The 17225-nt window shown below is 61.7% G+C and carries 22 protein-coding genes, 1 tRNA gene and 1 riboswitch; of the genes, 8 read left to right on the forward strand and 15 right to left on the reverse strand.

All coding sequences use genetic code 11. From position 1 onward, the window contains the following. The first annotated feature begins 202 nt into the window (after positions 1–202). A complete protein-coding gene (locus AC3WOG_RS02900; RefSeq protein ID WP_492576575.1) occupies positions 203–874 on the forward strand; it encodes a DedA family protein in 672 nt (223 codons plus the stop codon). A 105-nt stretch (positions 875–979) separates the two neighbouring features. Here the strand turns inward: AC3WOG_RS02900 and AC3WOG_RS02905 are convergent, their stop codons facing one another. The 4 genes from AC3WOG_RS02905 to AC3WOG_RS02920 form a co-directional block, all read right to left on the reverse strand. Next, on the reverse strand, positions 980–1798 hold the full coding sequence (locus AC3WOG_RS02905; protein WP_492576576.1) for a mechanosensitive ion channel family protein: 819 nt from the start codon (positions 1796–1798) through the stop codon (positions 980–982). Positions 1799–2153: 355 nt separating this feature from the next. Next, a complete protein-coding gene (locus AC3WOG_RS02910; RefSeq protein WP_492576577.1) occupies positions 2154–2615 on the reverse strand; it encodes a hypothetical protein in 462 nt (153 codons plus the stop codon). Positions 2616–2857: 242 nt separating this feature from the next. Continuing rightward, positions 2858–3103: a hypothetical protein gene (locus AC3WOG_RS02915; protein WP_492576578.1), complete on the reverse strand. Its 246-nt coding sequence runs from the start codon at positions 3101–3103 to the stop codon at positions 2858–2860. Further along, positions 3046–3483, reverse strand: a complete 438-nt coding sequence (locus AC3WOG_RS02920) for a hypothetical protein (RefSeq protein WP_492576579.1) — start codon at positions 3481–3483, stop codon at positions 3046–3048. Before AC3WOG_RS02920 ends, AC3WOG_RS02915 begins: the two co-directional genes overlap by 58 nt. A gap of 347 nt (positions 3484–3830) precedes the next feature. On the opposite strand from AC3WOG_RS02920, the gene AC3WOG_RS02925 reads away from it, so the two are divergent. Beyond that, a complete protein-coding gene (locus AC3WOG_RS02925; RefSeq protein ID WP_492576580.1) occupies positions 3831–4403 on the forward strand; it encodes a tyrosine-type recombinase/integrase in 573 nt (190 codons plus the stop codon). A 40-nt stretch (positions 4404–4443) separates the two neighbouring features. Here AC3WOG_RS02925 and AC3WOG_RS02930 read toward each other — a convergent pair whose 3' ends face one another. The 11 genes from AC3WOG_RS02930 to ydfG all read right to left on the reverse strand — a co-directional run bounded on the left by AC3WOG_RS02930 (position 4444) and on the right by ydfG (position 12335). Next, positions 4444–4791, reverse strand: a complete 348-nt coding sequence (locus AC3WOG_RS02930; RefSeq protein WP_492576581.1) for a DUF1493 family protein — start codon at positions 4789–4791, stop codon at positions 4444–4446. Between the two features lies 1 nt (position 4792). Beyond that, the gene (locus AC3WOG_RS02935; protein ID WP_492576582.1) at positions 4793–5251 is read right to left on the reverse strand and encodes an STM2901 family protein; all 459 of its coding nucleotides are present in this window, start codon (positions 5249–5251) and stop codon (positions 4793–4795) included. A 499-nt stretch (positions 5252–5750) separates the two neighbouring features. Next, positions 5751–5826: transfer RNA gene (locus AC3WOG_RS02940), tRNA-Lys, on the reverse strand. 187 nt (positions 5827–6013) lie between these two features. Continuing rightward, positions 6014–6763 carry a tol-pal system protein YbgF gene (gene ybgF / locus AC3WOG_RS02945; protein WP_492579697.1) on the reverse strand — a complete coding sequence of 250 codons (750 nt, stop codon included), beginning with the start codon at positions 6761–6763 and terminating at the stop codon, positions 6014–6016. Positions 6764–6782: 19 nt separating this feature from the next. Further along, a complete protein-coding gene (gene pal / locus AC3WOG_RS02950) occupies positions 6783–7292 on the reverse strand; it encodes a peptidoglycan-associated lipoprotein Pal (protein WP_492576583.1) in 510 nt (169 codons plus the stop codon). Between the two features lie 33 nt (positions 7293–7325). Next, complete coding sequence (gene tolB / locus AC3WOG_RS02955; RefSeq protein WP_492576584.1) at positions 7326–8618, reverse strand: Tol-Pal system beta propeller repeat protein TolB; 1293 nt, start codon at positions 8616–8618, stop codon at positions 7326–7328. 150 nt (positions 8619–8768) lie between these two features. Then, positions 8769–9752, reverse strand: coding sequence for a cell envelope integrity protein TolA (gene tolA, locus AC3WOG_RS02960; protein WP_492576585.1), 984 nt, complete (start codon positions 9750–9752; stop codon positions 8769–8771). Next, the gene (gene tolR, locus AC3WOG_RS02965) at positions 9749–10195 is read right to left on the reverse strand and encodes a protein TolR (protein WP_492576586.1); all 447 of its coding nucleotides are present in this window, start codon (positions 10193–10195) and stop codon (positions 9749–9751) included. The genes tolA and tolR overlap by 4 nt, the downstream gene beginning before the upstream one ends. A gap of 10 nt (positions 10196–10205) precedes the next feature. After that, positions 10206–10883: a protein TolQ gene (gene tolQ, locus AC3WOG_RS02970; RefSeq protein WP_492576587.1), complete on the reverse strand. Its 678-nt coding sequence runs from the start codon at positions 10881–10883 to the stop codon at positions 10206–10208. A 155-nt stretch (positions 10884–11038) separates the two neighbouring features. Continuing rightward, positions 11039–11518 carry a tol-pal system-associated acyl-CoA thioesterase gene (gene ybgC, locus AC3WOG_RS02975; RefSeq protein WP_492579698.1) on the reverse strand — a complete coding sequence of 160 codons (480 nt, stop codon included), beginning with the start codon at positions 11516–11518 and terminating at the stop codon, positions 11039–11041. Between the two features lie 70 nt (positions 11519–11588). After that, positions 11589–12335: a bifunctional NADP-dependent 3-hydroxy acid dehydrogenase/3-hydroxypropionate dehydrogenase YdfG gene (ydfG, locus tag AC3WOG_RS02980; protein WP_492576588.1), complete on the reverse strand. Its 747-nt coding sequence runs from the start codon at positions 12333–12335 to the stop codon at positions 11589–11591. A 238-nt stretch (positions 12336–12573) separates the two neighbouring features. After that, a riboswitch (ZMP/ZTP riboswitch) is annotated at positions 12574–12682 on the forward strand. A 166-nt stretch (positions 12683–12848) separates the two neighbouring features. On the opposite strand from ydfG, the gene glyA reads away from it, so the two are divergent. From glyA to AC3WOG_RS03010, 6 genes are all read left to right on the forward strand, one after another. Continuing rightward, entirely contained in the window at positions 12849–14096 is a 1248-nt protein-coding gene (glyA, locus tag AC3WOG_RS02985; protein ID WP_492576590.1) for a serine hydroxymethyltransferase, read from the forward strand. 6 nt (positions 14097–14102) lie between these two features. Then, a complete protein-coding gene (gene nrdR, locus AC3WOG_RS02990; RefSeq protein WP_115103844.1) occupies positions 14103–14585 on the forward strand; it encodes a transcriptional regulator NrdR in 483 nt (160 codons plus the stop codon). Positions 14586–14793: 208 nt separating this feature from the next. After that, complete coding sequence (locus AC3WOG_RS02995) at positions 14794–15354, forward strand: GspH/FimT family pseudopilin (protein ID WP_492576591.1); 561 nt, start codon at positions 14794–14796, stop codon at positions 15352–15354. Then, entirely contained in the window at positions 15351–15797 is a 447-nt protein-coding gene (locus AC3WOG_RS03000) for a type IV pilus modification PilV family protein (protein ID WP_492576592.1), read from the forward strand. The genes AC3WOG_RS02995 and AC3WOG_RS03000 overlap by 4 nt, the downstream gene beginning before the upstream one ends. Next, positions 15797–16603, forward strand: coding sequence for a PilW family protein (locus AC3WOG_RS03005; RefSeq protein ID WP_492579699.1), 807 nt, complete (start codon positions 15797–15799; stop codon positions 16601–16603). Before AC3WOG_RS03000 ends, AC3WOG_RS03005 begins: the two co-directional genes overlap by 1 nt. Positions 16604–16770: 167 nt before the next feature. Then, positions 16771–17217: a pilus assembly PilX family protein gene (locus tag AC3WOG_RS03010; protein ID WP_492579700.1), complete on the forward strand. Its 447-nt coding sequence runs from the start codon at positions 16771–16773 to the stop codon at positions 17215–17217. Positions 17218–17225 lie beyond the last annotated feature (8 nt).

Consider the following 17225-nt stretch of genomic DNA (forward strand, 5'->3'; position numbering starts at 1 on the left):
GTGGGAGAGCGTGGCATCCAAGCCGCCGCACGGAATCGAAGTTGCCTACCCATCGCAGATTTTTAATCGCTTCCGGGCACTTTCGGTATCATGACGCGGTCAATTTCCGGCGGTAAGCTTGCGCTCGCCGCGCATCGCTCGCGGGCCCGCTAACACGGCTGTTCTCGCCTCTCGCACACATTCGCTCTATAAAGGACGCTTTTTGGACACGCTGCTGCAGTTCGCAAACCTTGTCTTGCACATCGACAAGTTTCTGGGAGTCTTCATCCACGAGTACGGCGCCTGGGTCTACGCGGTGCTGTTTCTGATCGTGTTTTGCGAAACCGGGCTTGTCGTATTGCCGTTTCTGCCGGGTGATTCGCTGCTGTTCATCGGCGGCGCTTTTTGCGCGACCGGCGGAATGAATATCGGTTTGCTGATCGTGCTGCTGCTCGTGGCGGCGGTCTCTGGCAATACGGTCAATTACATGATCGGGCGGGCCATCGGACCACGGGTGTTCAATTCGCACATACCTTTTCTGGAGCGCTTCCTCGACCGCACCGCGCTGCAAAAGACTCATGATTTCTACGAGAAGCACGGCGGCAAGACCATCGTGCTGGCGCGTTTCATCCCGGTAGTGCGGACCTTCGCACCGTTCGTTGCCGGCGCCTCGCAGATGACGGTGAGCCGGTTTCAGCTTTTCAACATCGTTGGTGCACTGTTGTGGGTGTTGTTGCTGGTGTTGCTCGGCTACTTCTTCGGCAACATTCCGTTCATTCGTCAGTACCTGAATGTGATCGTGCTGGTGGGTATCGGCGCGGCAGTGGTGCCGGTTCTGCTCGGCGCACTGTGGAAGGTGACGCGCAAGAACGCAGCCAAGACGGACAGCCGCTGACACTTCCGATAGCGTGTGGCCCAGACGAACAAACGGCGTCGCGAAACTCGCGACGCCGTTTTCATTTCATTGCAGAGAAACCCTTCGCTCAGGCAATCCTTCAGGTCACTGCGAGCTCACTGCGCGCGGCGCAAGCGGGGTTTCCGGTGTCGGATAGCCGGCATCCTTGAAGGTCTGAATGATCGCGCGATTGGTGTCGAAATAGACCTGCCAGTAAGTGTTGTTGTTCGTGTAGGGCCGCACGCACAACAACGGTCCTTCCGGCGTGAAGCTCAGCACCTCGATGTCCGGCGCGGGACTCTCGGCAACGTTCGGAATCTTCGTCACGGCCGTCTTCAGCCGGCTCATCGCGTCAGTCGGATCGACGCCGTTGGCGATCTTCGCGGTCAACTCGACGCGCCGCACCGGCAGCGCGCTGTAGTTCGAGATCGTGTCGGAGAAGATCTTGTTGTTGCCGACGATGGTCGTCACGTTGTCGGGCGTCACGATGGTCGTGCCGAACAGGCCGAGTTCCGAGACTGTGCCGGTCACGCCGCCCGCCATGACGAAATCGCCGACCTTGAACGGCCTTAGCACCTGCATGAAGATGCCCGCTGCGAAGTGCGCGAGCAAGCCGCCCCACGCGGTACCGATCGCGAGGCCGAGACCGGCGAGCAACGCGGCGAACGAGGTGGTCTGGACACCGAACACCTGCAGAATCGCAAGGATCAGCAGCAGGTTGAGCAGGGCGCCGAGAATCGAACCGAGGTAATGAGCCAGCGTGGGATCGACGCGGCCGTTGCGCGCCAGCATCTTGCGGAGCATGCCGGTGATCAGGCCAATGATCCAGCGGCCGACGATCCACAAGACGATCGCGCCGACTACCTTGGTGCCGAGGTCGATGCCCCGGGTCATGATGAACACGCGTACGGTTTCGAGATCCAAGATGTCCTCGTTGGTTAAATTGCCTTCGACTGATTGAACGGAGGTGGCGCAATACAACGGCAAATGCCCGGCAACGGGCGTAGGCAGCAACACGCGGTCTTCGGAAGTTATAGCCGACGGCTCTCGCGTGCGCAAGGACCGTTCCTGTCTGTTATGCGGATTGCCTGGCTGGGGAAAACGGACTGCGCGGCGGCTCCACTTCGAACGGGTTGAGCCAGGCGTGCCTGTGAGCTTGTAGTGGTTGTCGTCGCGCTTGCGGCTATGGTGCTGGGGTTTCCCTTTGCCTCGCATCAGTGTGCTTTCTTGCCGCGGCGTCGCCGCTGGCAAATTACCGTGCTAAGGGCGGCGCGTTGGGTTACATCGGCAGATGCGATTCGGAATAGGGGGAGGTGCGGACGGTCGAGGTGTCACCGGCTTTGGCGGGCCGCGTGCGACGAGCTATATACCCCCAGGCCAGTGCGGCAACGGCTGCAAGCGCATACGCGCCGGCACGCTCGACGAATGCGGACGATGTACTGAACTTGCCGTAGCGGTTTTGCACATCGGCGAACACCAGAAAGGTGAGCGCCGCATCGAGCAGCCAGGCGGCCGACGCCAGTGCGACGAAAACATACGCACCATTGAGCGTGGCGTCGGGAACGAGCCGGTTGCACAGACGACACGCGACCAGCACGATCGCTAGACAAACCAGGTTCGAGAGGAGATCGAACAGAAAATTGGTCATGTTGACGGAATGAAGGCGCAGGAATCTGCGGCGTTGCCAAAGCGGCTGCTCACGCAGCGTTGCGGCGTGTTTCGCAGAACCGGCGGCGATCATTGCACGTCTTTACGTCTCAATAAATATCAACGTTCGGAGTCCGTTGTATTGTCTTTTGTTGAGCTGGTGTGTTGTCGGATGACGCTCCCGTCCGCATGCGTGCGTTTGAATCAGACTGTAGGAATATGTCGCGTTAGGTCGAAACGACGATGCCTACTTGAGAGGCGCTTTGCAGCAGCGAACTTATCTCGCGCGCCTGGTCGGCGCAAACCGATGCGTCCCGGACGGGTTCCAGCGTGCAATCAGAAGTGGTACGAAACACCGACTTGCAGTGTCGGATACCAGCGGTAGGGCGAGGCTTTGTCCCTCAGTTGCTGCAACCCTGTCGCGACGATGTCCTGGCTCATCGCCGGGCCGGCCGCCTGAGCGAGGGCTGGCGACAGCGTGTAGGAAACGTGGGGTATGCCGTAAGCGACGCCGAGTTCGGCAATCAGGCCAAATCCTTTCGCTGCGGGTTGGAAGCCGTAACCGATGCCCAGGTATGGCATGACGGTCGGGTATTTGACGGTGGCCGTCGCATACTCGCCGGGAAACGCCGGCTTGTTTTGCCCTTGAACATATAGGTGCCGTTTGTGGGGACGGAATTGCCGCTGACTTCGTCGTCGGTGAAACGGAGGCCGGCGGTGACGCGGAAGCCGCAGTTCGACCACGGAAACAGGTCGCCGTAGACACCACCCTGGCGAAGGCGCGCGCCATCCTCGTAACGATTCCCGCCCACCGTAAAGTTGTGCGAGAAATTGAGCGCGTTGAAGTCGGCGTGCAACCCGAACCATGAAGTGACGTTCAGCGCCGCGCCGATCCCGGCCCCTTGCGTGCCGCCCTGAAGGAATATCTCCTGAGCGGACACGGTTTCGATCGATATCGCCAAACCTACTACCCAGATTAACTTTGTAGTTTTCATGGGCGCCCCCCCGGGCGTGTGGGCGGCGCGGTCGTTTTGCCTTGCTGCCCGGTCTCGTGGTCTTTTTCGGGCGCTCTATTGGCGTCGTGTAAAGATCATGCGTGCGGGCGATGCGGGCAGTCTGTGGGGTCGCGAACTATTGCGGCGAATGTGTGGGGGAGGGGGAAGTGCGCCGCAAAAAGAAAAGGGCTTACAACGCACACGCGTGTAAGCCCTTGAATCTTTTGGTAGGCCGTACGGGATTCGAACCTGTGACCAACGGATTAAAAGAACGTCGCTGACGCGACACAACGTTGATTGCAAAGGAGAATTCGATGGTCGCATCTGTTAGCGAATCGGATCAAATAGATACAGCCCCCACGTTTTTCCCCACGGCAATCCCCGTCCCTGTAGGGGCAAACGACTTAGAAGCGCAGCGGGAATGGGAGCACTACCAGGTCGCCAAGGGCATCGAGCGGTACCGGCGAACCCTGGTCCGCGAGACGAGGAACGGCGACGTTGTTAGCCGTGGTCTGGAGGAGTCTCGGCACGGTCAACTGATCGCCACCGACCTCACCTGGCCTAAGAGCTACGTGTTCCCGGCGATGACTGCGGCAGGGTGGCAGTACACGACGGAGGACAAGCCTCGTGGCCATGCGACGGATGGCATCCAGCGAGCGATCGACAACTGCGGGCTGAACCGGGACCTCTCGAAGGGCAAGGTGACGCCTCACACTTTCCGGGACACCTTCGCGTCACGGCTGGTTCAGGCGGGCGTCTCTCTGCTGAAGGTGTCGCACTTGCTGGGCCACGCCGACGAGAGCATGACGAAGAAGTACGCCCACTTGTGTCCCGATAGCGCGGGACTGGAGGCCGCAGCGGTGCTCGACGGGCTGCACGCGGAATAAAGTCCCAGGGGGTGACGACCCTGTGCGGTGGAGCCCCTAATTAGAGCCCCAGCTTCTTGCTATCCCAGACGCCCAAATTGATAGCTCGCTCAAGCATGGCAACAGTCAGCGGCTCCTTGTCATACTTCTCGCGCTTCTTTTTAGAGAACGGCATGGCAATGATCGCAAAGAGGTTGAACCCCTCCTCTGAGAAGTAACGCCGGAAATCATAGTCACCAGGCTCCACCTTGAACTTCTCGAAGAACTTGCCCATGAAGTCATCGGCTTCATCACCAGTGATATCCAGATCGTTCTCCAGGCTATCCGAGGGCTTCACGGGTTTGCTTGCTCGAATGCCAGTCTCACTCCTGATGAATGACTCAAGCTCCAGCCATGTGGTATTCGTCATGTCAGAAAATCCTGTCTGCCGGGCTCACGAGTCGGTTGTAGTGCATGACGGAGTTGACGCCGATACGCACGACGTCGTTAGCGACAATGACCCATCCCACGACCGGAATACTCCTGCCGACGAATGTCCCGAGGTTTCGAACCATTACCACCTTGAGGCGCCGCACGCTGGCATTTGTGAGAGTCGGGAGGACCTTACGGCTCAGATTGAAGTCGAGATATCGGCGCGACATGATGGAAGCGAGAGAGGTCCCCTTCGTAGCCCCCATCGGTTTGGCCCGAGTAGGAATCCAGTTTTGACCGGCCAGAATCGCCGCCACCGCCTCAATGTCGTCCACCCCCAACTGCTTGCAGGTTTCGTCAATGGCGACGAGGAAGAACAGTTCAGGAGGCGTCAGGTTCTGGTGTATGCCGTACCGGTATAGGTTGACCGGGGCAGGAGCAGCAGTAAGGGTGCTCATATTTCGTCCGAAGAAAACTTAACTGGACGAAACTAGCATAGCCTGCATGGTGCAGTCAAAACGCAATTGTCAGATATTGGGGTACCGCAACAGCCCCCGATTAAAGTCCCAGGGGGTGACGACCCTAGCGTCCGGTCTGTCTGAGAGTCAATGCGCCACGAATGCGGCCCAAGCTCTCCAGTTGATTCCGGCGCTTGCAGTACGGGCAGATGAAGTAGATACCAAAGGAGTCAATGTCCGTGAGGACAGACTTGAAGGCGATGAGGTGATGACAGCGGATGCACTTCCACATGGGAGCCTCCGAGAGTCACTGGAGGGCGGGTCCCCACGAAGTAAAGGGTACCCCGTTTGGCCCCACTGTAAAGCTACCCACGGTAAAGTAGTTTGCTTTACATTGCGGCTCGAAGTACTTGATGTTCTGTTGGTAGGTCTCGCGCAAAGTCGGGCCCCAAGAGGAAAAGGGCTTACAACGCAGACGCGTGTAAGCCCTTGAATCTTTTGGTAGGCCGTACGGGATTCGAACCTGTGACCAACGGATTAAAAGTCCGCTGCTCTACCAGCTGAGCTAACGACCCAAAAGAGAAGCGAAATTATAGCGATAGTCCCTGAGGGCTGTCAACCCGTCACGGCCATTTCGGCGCACGGCACTGCGGATAGTGAAAAGCCCGAGGTATGACTACCCCGGGCTTTCCGGCGAGAGGCGCGCGTGGCTTTTGACCGCGGACACTACGCGTTTACCGCTAACTGCTAAACGCCAAACGACTACTTGATCTGCGACAGCTTGCTTTGTGCCGTTTGCGCGACGTCCGAACCGCCGTATTGCGCGACGATCTGCTCCAGCGTCTTCTTGGCCGCAGCCTTCTGACCTTGCTCGAGCTGATTGTTCGCAATCGCGAGCAGCGCTTCCGGCGCACGCGGATGCTGCGGGTAATTCTTTACGACGCCTTGCCACGTTGCCGTCGAGCCCTTGTAGTCGCGCAGTGCGTACAGCGCGTTGCCGAGCCAGTACTGCGCGGTCGGCTGGTAGGGGCTGTTCGGGAACTTGGAGATGAAGCTGCGAAACGAGGCTGCCGCATTCTTGAAGTCGCCGCTGCGAAACTGTTGTGAGGCCGCATTGAACGACTCCGTTTCACCCGGCTGCACCTCGCCCTGGACGCCCTCCACCGTCTGTTGCTGCGGCTCGAATTTCTTCAGACGCGTGTCCAGATCGGTGTAGTAGTCCTTCTGCTGCTTCTGCAGCGTGGCGAGCTGGTTGGCCATGTCCTCGTTCTGTCCACGCAACGTCGCGACCTGCTGATTCATCTGGTCGAGGCGGTTGGACTGATCGAGGATCGTGCGCTGCGCGGCCGACAGCTGGCTCGACAGGCTATCGGTCTTCGAACGCAGATCGAGAATGGCCTGACGGGCCTGATCGTCGTCGAAGATACCCGCGTGCGCGGGCACGGCCGCGAAAGCCGTGCCCGCGACACAGGCCGCTGCGGCAAACCGCAGCCAGGAGAAACGATGCGTCATTCGGCTCATCACCCGTTACTTACTGTTGGTACACGAGGTCGGCGCGGCGGTTTTGTGCCCACGACGATTCGTCATGACCGGTTGCTTGCGGCTTTTCCTTGCCGAGGCTCACGGCTTCCATTTCCGAGTCAGTCACGCCCATCAGCGACAGCGAACGGCGCACAGCTTCAGCACGCTTCTGGCCGAGTGCCAGGTTGTACTCGCTGGTGCCGCGTTCGTCGGTGTTGCCCTGGATCAGGACGTGGCGTTGCGGATGGCTCTTCATGTATTGCGAGTGTTGTTGCAGCAGCGACTGGTAGTCGTCCTTGACCGAGTAGCTGTCGAAGTCGAAGTAAATGCTGCGCTTGGCGAGCGGGCTGTTCGGATCGTTCAGCGGATCGACATTGACTTGTGCGACATCGGTCGGGTTCGGTTGCGTACCGATTGCGCCACCCTTGTTGGCGTTTTCATCGAGCTTGACGCCCGAGTGACATGCGGCCAGCGCACCGACCATCAATACGGCAAATACGAAACGAAGTTTAGACATCATTTGTTGCTCTCCTTGTGTGTTGTTGCATAAACGTTATTGCATAAACGGGCCCCAGGACGGCTCCCGTACGCTGCCGCCCTGAACGGACAGGACTTGCCGAGTGCGGCCATCGGTCGATACAGCGGCCAACACGCCACGGCCGTTCACCTGTGTGGCGTAAAGAATGTACTGACCGTTCGCCGCGAAGCTCGGCGATTCGTCATGTGTTGTATCGGTCAGGCCGGTGGCCGTGTTGCCCTGCAGGTCCTGGATGAACAGCTTGAACCCGCCGCCGACGCGCGAAATATACGCGAGCTGCTTGCCGTCCGGGCTCACGCGCGGGCTGGTGTTGTAGCTGCCCGTGAAGGTCACGCGCTGCGCGGCGCCGGCGTTTTCGCCCTGGGCCGACATCTTGTAGATTTGCGGTTCGCCGCCACGGTCGCTGGTGAAATAGATCGACTGGCCGTCAGGGGAGAAGCTCGGTTCAGTGTCGATCGAGCTGCCTTGCGTCAAGCGGCGCAGGCCGCTGCCGTCCGCATTGACGGCGAAAATCTGCGTGTTGCCGGTGCGCGAAAGCGCGACGGCCAGCGTGCGTCCATCCGGCGACCATGCCGGCGCACTGTTATTGCCCTTCTGGTCCGAGACGACCACACGACGTCCCGTGGGCAGATCGTGGATATAGACAATCGGCTTCTTCTTTTCGAATGAAACGTACGCGACCTTGGTGCCGTCAGGCGACCACGCCGGCGAGATGATCGGCTCGGGGCTCGACAGCGCGATATGCGCGTCCTGGCCGTCCGAATCGGAAATCTGCAACTGATAACGGCCACCCGTCTTGATGACGTACGACAGGCGCGTGGCAAACGCGCCGCGGCCACCCATCAGCTTCGCGTAAATGTAGTCCGCGACCTTGTGCGCGCTCATGCGCAGCCCGCTTTCCGGGCTCACCAGCACGAGGCCGCCGAGGCTTTCGCCCTTGACGGTGTCGTACAGCTTGAAGCGCACTTCGTACTGGCCATTCGGCAGGCGGTTCACGCTGCCCGACACGAACGCATTGGCACCCTTGGCCTTCCAGCTGCCGAGATCGACGGAATCCGTTTCGGAAACCGGCGTGCCGCCCGCGTCGATGTTCGTGAATTTGCCGCTGCGCTGCAGATCCTGACGCACGATCGTGCTGACCTGCTGCGGCGAGTTCGCTTCATTGGCGAAATTCGCTGTTGCGATTGGAAACTGGGTGGACCCGACGCCCGTCACGAGGACGTTGAGTTGTGCGTGGGCGGCGCCGCCCACAGCGATCAGGCACGACGCTACAAGTGTCCGCAGGCCTAGCTTGGTCATCAAACTCATGCTGTATGGATTCCCCAAAAAAACGATTTTACTAACACTTCACGACAGCAGAGAGACCGGAAAACATCCAATTCGTTCCCGGGCGCGCCACGCCAGGCGGGGCGCTGTGTCTGCTGTCAACTGGCCTTCAAGTTGCGCTCCGCCCCGTTATCAGCCGGCCGGCCGCAACGTAATCCTGAAGCTGGCGGGCGTCTTGCCGTCGATGTCCTGAGGCATCGGATCGGAACGCTGAACGGCTCGCAGCGCCGCGTCGTCCCAGGCAGGATTACCGCTGCCGTGCGAAATCGTCGCGCTCAGCAAGGTACCCGTCGGCGAGCAACGCACGGAGATGACCGTCTCCAGACCCTCCGTTTCGCCGCCCCACGAGATGTTCGGACGCACCGCACGGCGCACCTTGTCGGCGTAACCCGGCGACGTCGCCGTGCCACCCGAGCCGCTGCCTGTGCCGCTCTTCGCGAGTCCGTTGCCGGTCGAGCCTGCGCCGCCGGCCATGCCTTGCATCTGCGCAAGCCGCGCACGACGTTCCGCGTCGAGCTTCTTCGCTTGCGCGGCAGCATCAGCTTGTGCTTTGGCCTTCGCCGCTTTCTGCTCGTCGGCTTTCTTCTGCGCGTCAGCCTGAGCCTGCTTCTGCTGCTCTTGCTGCTGTTCTTTCAATTGCTGCTGCTTTTGCTGCTCGGCCAATTGCTGCTGTTGCTGCTTCTGTTTGGCAGCCGCGGCTTTCTGCGCGGCAAGTTGCGCCGCCTGTTCAGCAAGCTGTTGCTGACGCTTGGCCTCGGCTTCCTGCTGAGCCTGCAGCTTCTGTTGACGCTGCTGCTCTGCCAGTTGCGCCTGGCGAGCGGCTTCCTGTTGCTGGCGTTTCTTCTCCTGCAGCGCGATGTCGGCCTGTTCGTCGGGCAGCGGCGGGGCAGGGGCCACCGGAACGGGCGGCGGCGGGGGCAGACGCGGAATCGCCGAATCCGGCACTTCGGTCCACAGTTCGGCTTCCGCGCCTTCGGGCGTACTGTTCTGCCATTGAATGCCGTGGTACAGGAAGAACCCGAGCAGCACATGCATCACCAGCGCGAACACAAAGGCTCGCCCGGTGCCGCGTTCACGCGGTGGCTGGAGCGGGGTTTCGGAATGCTTGCGGATCATTGTGATTTGACGAGCAATCCAACGCGCTTGACGCCCCGAGCTTTCAACTGGGACATCACGTTCATCACGACTTCGTACTTCACTGTTTTGTCGGCGGCGATCACGACCGGCTGGTCAGCGTGCGACTGCGCGCGATCGGTGATGAAGCTGTTCAGATCGGCCTTTGTCATGTCTTCCTGCTGCTGCACGCCCGCGTCGTCCTTGTATTTGACGCTCATATTGCCGTCCGCGCGAATATTGACGATTACGGGCGGGGTTTGCTGCTGCGGCGCGGCGCCGCCGACGGTCGGCAGATTGACGATCGACGGAGCGACCAGCGGCGCGGTCACCATGAAGATCACGAGCAGCACGAGCATCACGTCGATGTACGGCACGACATTGATGTCGGCCATCGCGCGGCGCGAACGGCCACCGCGCATGCTGGAGGGGCGAGAGCCTGCCATCGTGGACTCCTTACTGTGCCTGGCGCTGCAAAATGTTCGAGAATTCTTCGATGAAGGTCTCGAAGCGGATCGCCAGACGGTCGATATCGTGCGCGTAACGGTTATAGGCGACCACGGCCGGAATTGCCGCGAACAGGCCGATTGCGGTGGCGGTCAGCGCTTCGGCAATGCCCGGCGCAACGTTTGCAAGCGTGGCCTGCTGCACGTTGGCGAGGCCGCGGAACGCATTCATGATCCCCCACACCGTGCCGAACAGGCCGATGTAAGGGCTGACCGAACCGACCGACGCGAGAAACGCAAGGTTCGCTTCGAGGACGTCCATTTCACGCTGGAACGCGGCGCGCATTGCCCGGCGTGCGCCATCGAGAATCGCACCCGAATCGTTCAGGCGCTTTTCTTTACCTTTCAGGAATTCACGCATGCCGGACTCGAAAATCCGTTCGAGCGCCCCGATCGTGTGGCGGTTGTTCGCGGCGCTCTGATAGAGGGCTTGAAGGTCGCCGCCCGACCAGAAATCGCGTTCGAAACGTTCAGTTTGCACGCGCGCCCGGCGGATCGCAAACCACTTGCGGAAGATGAAAGTCCACGACAACAGCGACAACAGCAGCAACAGCGCCATGACTGCCTGCGCCAGCAGGCTCGCGTTGAGTACGAGAGAAACGATCGACAGATCTTGTGTAGTGTTCATAAAGGTTCGTTTTAACGTCCCGGAAGGGGGCGTCCGGCTGCAAAGTCACCCGAAGCTTGCCGTGAGCAAAACGGAAGCATCGGCGACACTGCAAGCCGAACCATGCTTTGTGTTGCTTGATCGATACGAGTTCAATGGCCCCGTAACAACGGGGTTCAGACGTTGTTCGTTGACATGCCGCCGTCGCTCACGTCCGGCCCGCGCCGCAAGGCGGCGAGCACGGATGGCGGAATCGCGGCCGGCCGCAGCGCGGTGCGCTCGACACAGCCGACCCGGATGGAGCCGGCCGCAAGCAGCGTGCCGTCACGCCACGCCTCCTGCGCGAAATCGACCGACGCACGGCCAAGACGCTCGATCCGGCTGACTACCTTGACGATGTCGTCGAGCCGGGCCGGCGCCCGGTAGTCGACTGCGGTGCTGCGCACGATGAAGAGCGCGCCTGTTTCGCCCGCGAGCCGGTTCTGGTCGACGCCGCATGCGCGCAGCCATTCGGTGCGCGCCCGCTCGAAAAACTTCAGATAGTTCGCATAAAACACAATGCCGCCGGCGTCGGTGTCTTCGTAATACACGCGGATTGGCCACGTGAAGCCGATTTCCGTGCCGGGCTGACTGGTCGACATATTCATGCGGCGCATTTTACCGGAACGCACACCCCGAGGTCTGTTTCAAGATGTGCGCCCCGCCTGGCGGGCGTTAGCCGCGATTTCAGCCGCGATGAATCGCCAAACCGGCGAACGATTGGGCCACCGGCATCAACTCGATCGTGTTGATGTTGACGTGGGCCGGGCGCGTGGCGATCCAGTAGATCGAGTCGGCGATATCTTCGGCCGTCAGCGGTTGTACGTTCTGGTACACATTGGCCGCTTTTTCGTCGTCGCCGCGAAAACGCACGTTCGAGAACTCGGTGCCGCCGCACAGGCCCGGTTCGATGTCGGTCACCCGCAGTGCGGTGCCGGCCAGATCGGCGCGCAGGTTCAGGCTGAACTGGCGGACGAACGCCTTGGTCGCGCCATAAACGTTGCCGCCCGCGTACGGCCAGCGGCCGGCCACCGAGCCGAGGTTGAAGATGTGGCCGCGGTTGCGCGCCACCATTCCGGGCAGCAACGCGTGCGTGACCTGGACGAGGCCCGTGCAATTGGTGTCGATCATGGTGTTCCACTCGTCCAGACTCGCTTTTTGCGCCGGCTCGACGCCGAGCGCGAGGCCGGCGTTGTTGACGAGCACGTCGATCGCGGCGAAATCGGCCGGCAGCGAGGCCGGCACGGCTTCGACGGCCGCGCGGTCGCGCACGTCGAGTTCGAACGGCAAAAGCGCGTCGCCGAGTTCGTCGGCTAGTGCATGCAGGCGATCCTTACGACGCGCGGTGGCGACAACGCGATGGCCGCCTTTGACGAAAGCGCGGGCGATAGCAGCGCCGAATCCCGCGGACGCTCCGGTGACAAACACGATCATTGCAGTTCCCTGGTCGGTAAGAGAGAAAGGTCCCAAGCCTACTTCCAATGCGGCGCCGCGGCAAGAATGAACGAGCCGCACAAGCGGCTGTGGCAGGGGCTCGGCCCGGCTTGCCAGCGAACTTTTGTCAGACGTTTGCGGAACCCGCACGCCGGCGCTGCGGCATGTCCCGCGAGCGCCCGCCGGGGCGGCAGCAAGGCGGTTGCCTATTCGATCCTCTTCCAATAAACTAACGCGCTCATCCCTGCGTGACTGGCGATAGAACCGATACAACCAATCGGGTTCAAGGTGGAGCAACCCACCGTGAAGCGCAGGGTGCCGTTTTGCCGTTCGCCTGGGCAGCCGTGATCCGCGCGCGTTTATCTGCGCTGACGGTGGCTGTCCTGCCTCGCGTGTGCGGCGTCTCTCCATCCGCCACGTCAGGGCTGGCCCAGCCGCCAGCAGCGCCGCGTACCCTCTACGCAAGATTCGGCGCACGATCCGGTCAACCTGAACACACTCAACGGAATCCGTATGTTTGACAGAGCCCAAAGCACCATCGCCAACGTCGATCCTGAACTCTGGACAGTCATCGAGCAGGAAAACCGCCGTCAGGAAGAGCACATCGAACTGATCGCGTCCGAAAACTACACGAGCCCGGCCGTGATGGCTGCGCAAGGCTCGCAACTCACCAACAAATACGCCGAAGGTTATCCGGGCAAGCGCTACTACGGCGGCTGCGAGTTCGTGGACGTCGCCGAACAACTGGCGATCGACCGCGTCAAGCAACTGTTCGGCGCGGAAGCCGCGAACGTGCAGCCGAACTCCGGCTCGCAGGCGAACCAGGGCGTGTTCTTCGCCATGCTCAAGCCGGGCGACACGATCATGGGCATGAGCCTCGCGCACGGTGGTCACCTGACGCACGGTTCGCCGGTCAACATGTCGGGCAAGTGGTTCAACGTGGTGAGCTACGGGCTGAACGAAGCCGAAGACATCGATTACGACGCGGCCGAAAAGCTTGCGCAAGAGCACAAGCCGAAGCTGATCGTGGCCGGCGCGTCCGCATTCGCGCTGCGTATCGATTTCGAACGCATGTCGAAGATCGCGAAGTCGGTTGGCGCGTACTTCATGGTCGACATGGCGCACTACGCCGGCTTGATCGCCGCTGGCGTCTACCCGAACCCGGTGCCGCACGCCGACTTCGTCACCACCACCACGCACAAGAGCCTGCGCGGTCCGCGCGGCGGCGTGATCCTGATGAAGGCGGAGTTCGAAAAGCAGATCAACTCGGCAATCTTCCCGGGCATTCAGGGTGGTCCGCTGATGCATGTGATCGCCGGTAAGGCCGTCGCGTTCAAGGAAGCGCTGTCGCCGGAATTCAAGGCGTATCAGCAGCAAGTTGTCGAAAACGCGCGCGTGCTGGCTGAAACGCTGGTCAAGCGCGGTCTGCGCATTGTCTCGGGCCGCACCGAAAGCCACGTGATGCTGGTCGACCTGCGCGCGAAGAAGATTACCGGCAAGGTTGCGGAAGCGGCGCTGGGCGCGGCGCACATCACGGTCAACAAGAACGCGATTCCGAACGACCCGGAAAAGCCGTTCGTCACGAGCGGCGTGCGTCTCGGCTCGCCCGCCATGACCACGCGCGGTTTCGGCGTCAAGGAAGCGGAGCAAGTGGGTAACCTGATCGCCGACGTGCTGGACAATCCGGAAGACGCAGCCACGATCGAACGCGTGCGCGCGCAGGTCGCCGAGTTGACCCAGCGCTTCCCGGTCTACCGTTAAGCCGTCATGCACTGCCCCTTCTGCCGGCACGCCGATACGCAAGTTGTGGATTCCCGCGTATCCGAAGACGGCGCGACGATTCGCCGGCGTCGCCGCTGCCCGGCCTGCGACAAACGTTTTACGACGTATGAGCGGGTCGAGCTGGCGTTGCCGTCGGTCGTCAAGAAGGATGGCAGCCGCACGGAATTCGACCGCCGCAAGATCGTCGCGAGCATGCAACTGGCGTTGCGCAAGCGCCCAGTGGCAGCCGACGAGATCGATGCGGCGGTTGCCCGCATCGAGTATCAATTGCTCGGTAGCGGCGAGCGCGAGGTGCGCAGCGAGCGCCTCGGCGAACTCGTGATGAACGAGTTGCGCGCGCTCGACACGATTGCCTATGTTCGTTTCGCGTCCGTCTACCGGCGCTTCGAAGACGTCTCCGAATTCGAAGACGTGATCGAAGAATTTCGCCGCGCCTCCTCGCCTCCCAAACCTCCCCGCAAGCGCTGATTGGCGCTGTTCCCGGACTTGCGTTCGAGTCTCTGTTTTCTTCTCTCGTGTTGGTTCGCGCATCAGCATCTCGGCTCCCGTTATGGTTCGTCACGCGTGCATTTTTGCGCGGGATAGCGTCTGAGTGCCAGCTGGCCATTCGGCCGATTGTTGACGCGTTTCCAAATCGCTAGATTGGCTGCATTCTTTGCAACGATCAGGGATGCAGATGAAATGGAACGCAGTCTGTTTGCGGGCGCGCCGCGGTTTTACGCTTATCGAAACGCTGGTTGTCGTCGCATTGCTGGCAGTGATCGCGGTGATGGCGACACCGTCCTTTGTGGCGTGGCACGTGCGGGATCGGGTCGATGCGCGCGCGAAAGCGCTCGTTTCAACACTGGCCTATGCGCGCAGCGAAGCATTGCGGCGCGGGGCGCGCGTCACCGTCTGCCGGATCGACGCTGCGCGGCGTTGTGTTGCCGCGGGACAAGCGTGCGGCGATGGCGTTACCGGCTGGTCGTGTGGCTGGGCAGTCCTGACTGAGCGCGGCGGCGCGCTTTCGCTGCTGCGCGCGCACCCGCAGCTTGCGGCGGTCAGCATCACCGGGACGCAGACGAATCTCACGTTCACGCCGCCGGCCGGGCAATTGATCGGCACCTTTCGCAGCTTCGACATCGCGCCGCGCGTGCCGTCGAAAGCGACTCAGGGCGACAAGTGGCGGCGTTGCATCCGTATTGCGGCGGGTGGCCGTGCGCGGATCGTCGAGGGCGCATGCGGAGCGTCGTCATGAATCGATATTCATTGAACCCATGGTTGCTCCGCTATTCAGTAAAGCGCAGCGGCAGCTCGCTGATCGAAGTCATGCTCGCCGTAGCACTGATGGCGGTGACCGCTCTCGGCTTGATCGCCGGTCAATTGTGGACCGCACGTGAAGCGCGCGCGATGGCAATGCGCGAGCACGCCGCGTGGATAGCCGATTCCGTGGCTGAGGCGATGTGCGCGCCGTCTGCGGGCGAGTCTGTGGTCAGGCAATGGAGCGCGCGTGCGGCGTCTCTGTTGCCACGCGGCGAGGCCTCTGTGCGCGAAAGCGGCGGTGTGTCGGTCGTGCGCGTGACGTGGGCGATGCTGCGCGACATGCCGCGCTCCGGCGACGTAATCGACAAGCCCGAGTCCTGTGGCGGCGCGGACGTTCCCGCAGGCTCCTCATGCGTTGCGCTGGCGTTTGCGAAATGATGCAGCGTTTGCATATTGCACGCGGCCATACACTGGTTGAGCTCGTGATCGCAATCGCGCTGGGGCTGGTGGTGACCGCGGGCGCGGTGTCGCTCTATACAACACAGCGGATTGCATTCGAGCGCGCGGGCGATTCGGTGCGGGTCCGCGAAGCCGGCCTGATTGCGCTCACGCTGATCGGCCAGCAGCTTCAGATGGCCGGTTTCGTGCCTGCGGATGCAGCCAGGTTCAACAGTCCGCCACCGTTGTTCGGTTGTTCGAGTGGCCGCCCAGTCGGCGCGGACAACAGTCTCGCCTGCGAGGCGTTGGCGAGTCATTCCGACGGCGTCGCGGTTCGCTATGTCGGCGACAACATTTCGACGTGGCCATCGGCGACCGGCCAATCCACCGACTGCCTGGGGCAGTCAGTGACCAACAATAGCGCGGCGCTCGGTGGCCAGGGCGTATCGGTCGTCAATCGCTACTTCGCCAGGGTCAGCGGCTCGACGGGCGAACCGGAGTTGTACTGCGAAGGTAACGGCAAGGCTGGTTCTGCACAGCCGCTGGTCGAAGGCGTCGAGCGCCTGCGGCTCCGGTACTGGCTGGCCGGCGGCCTGAGCGCGATCGACGCGTCGGCGGTGAGCGCCGATCAATGGGCGAAGGTCGTTGCCGTCGATCTCTGTGTACTCGTGCGAGGTGCGCCGCTGGGGAGGCGTTTGCGCTACGTCGACTGCGACGGTGCGAGCGTCGTCGGCGCTGACACGCGGGTGCGGCAGGCGTTCTGGCGGCGAGTCGCGATACGTAATCAAGCGGAGGATTCGCTGTGACGGGAAGACGATGCTACGTGAGTCGACGCGCGGCGTTGCCTGTGCGATATCGACGCGCTCATCCGGCAGGCGGGAACGCTTGCACCGTCCGCCTCAGCCGTACCGATCGCATCTGCCGCCTCCGCACTGGCGGCGCCGTTTTGCCGATTGTCCTGCTGATTTCCGCGATGCTGTTGACCACCTCTGCCGCCTGGTTCGAAACATCGCTAGCGGCGGCACGCGGCGCGACTAACGTGCGCGACTATTTGCAGGCGTTTCACGCTGCCGATTCGGCGCTGACTTTATGCGCCCGCAACGTCGCTGCCGCTGCAGCAGTTGAGCCGATTGCGGCCGCGCCGCCCGCAACCGGCGAGCCTACGCAATGGAAGCTCGAAGCCGCCTTTGAAGCAGGCGCCGTCACGCCCATCGCGCAATGGCCCGGCTCGCTGCGTGCGCCGCAGTGCCTGATCGAAGCGTGGCGCCTGGGCACTCGCGCCAATGCTCAGGCGTATTTACTGAGCGCGCGTGGCTTCGGCCGGACCAGGGAGTCTCAGGTATGGCTGCAGATGGAACTCGTGATCGATGGCGCGCGAATCGAGCGGCATTGGCGGCGCGTTGCCGCACGGCCATTCTGAGGGGAGGT

The organism is Paraburkholderia sp. FW306-02-B, from assembly GCF_058782725.1.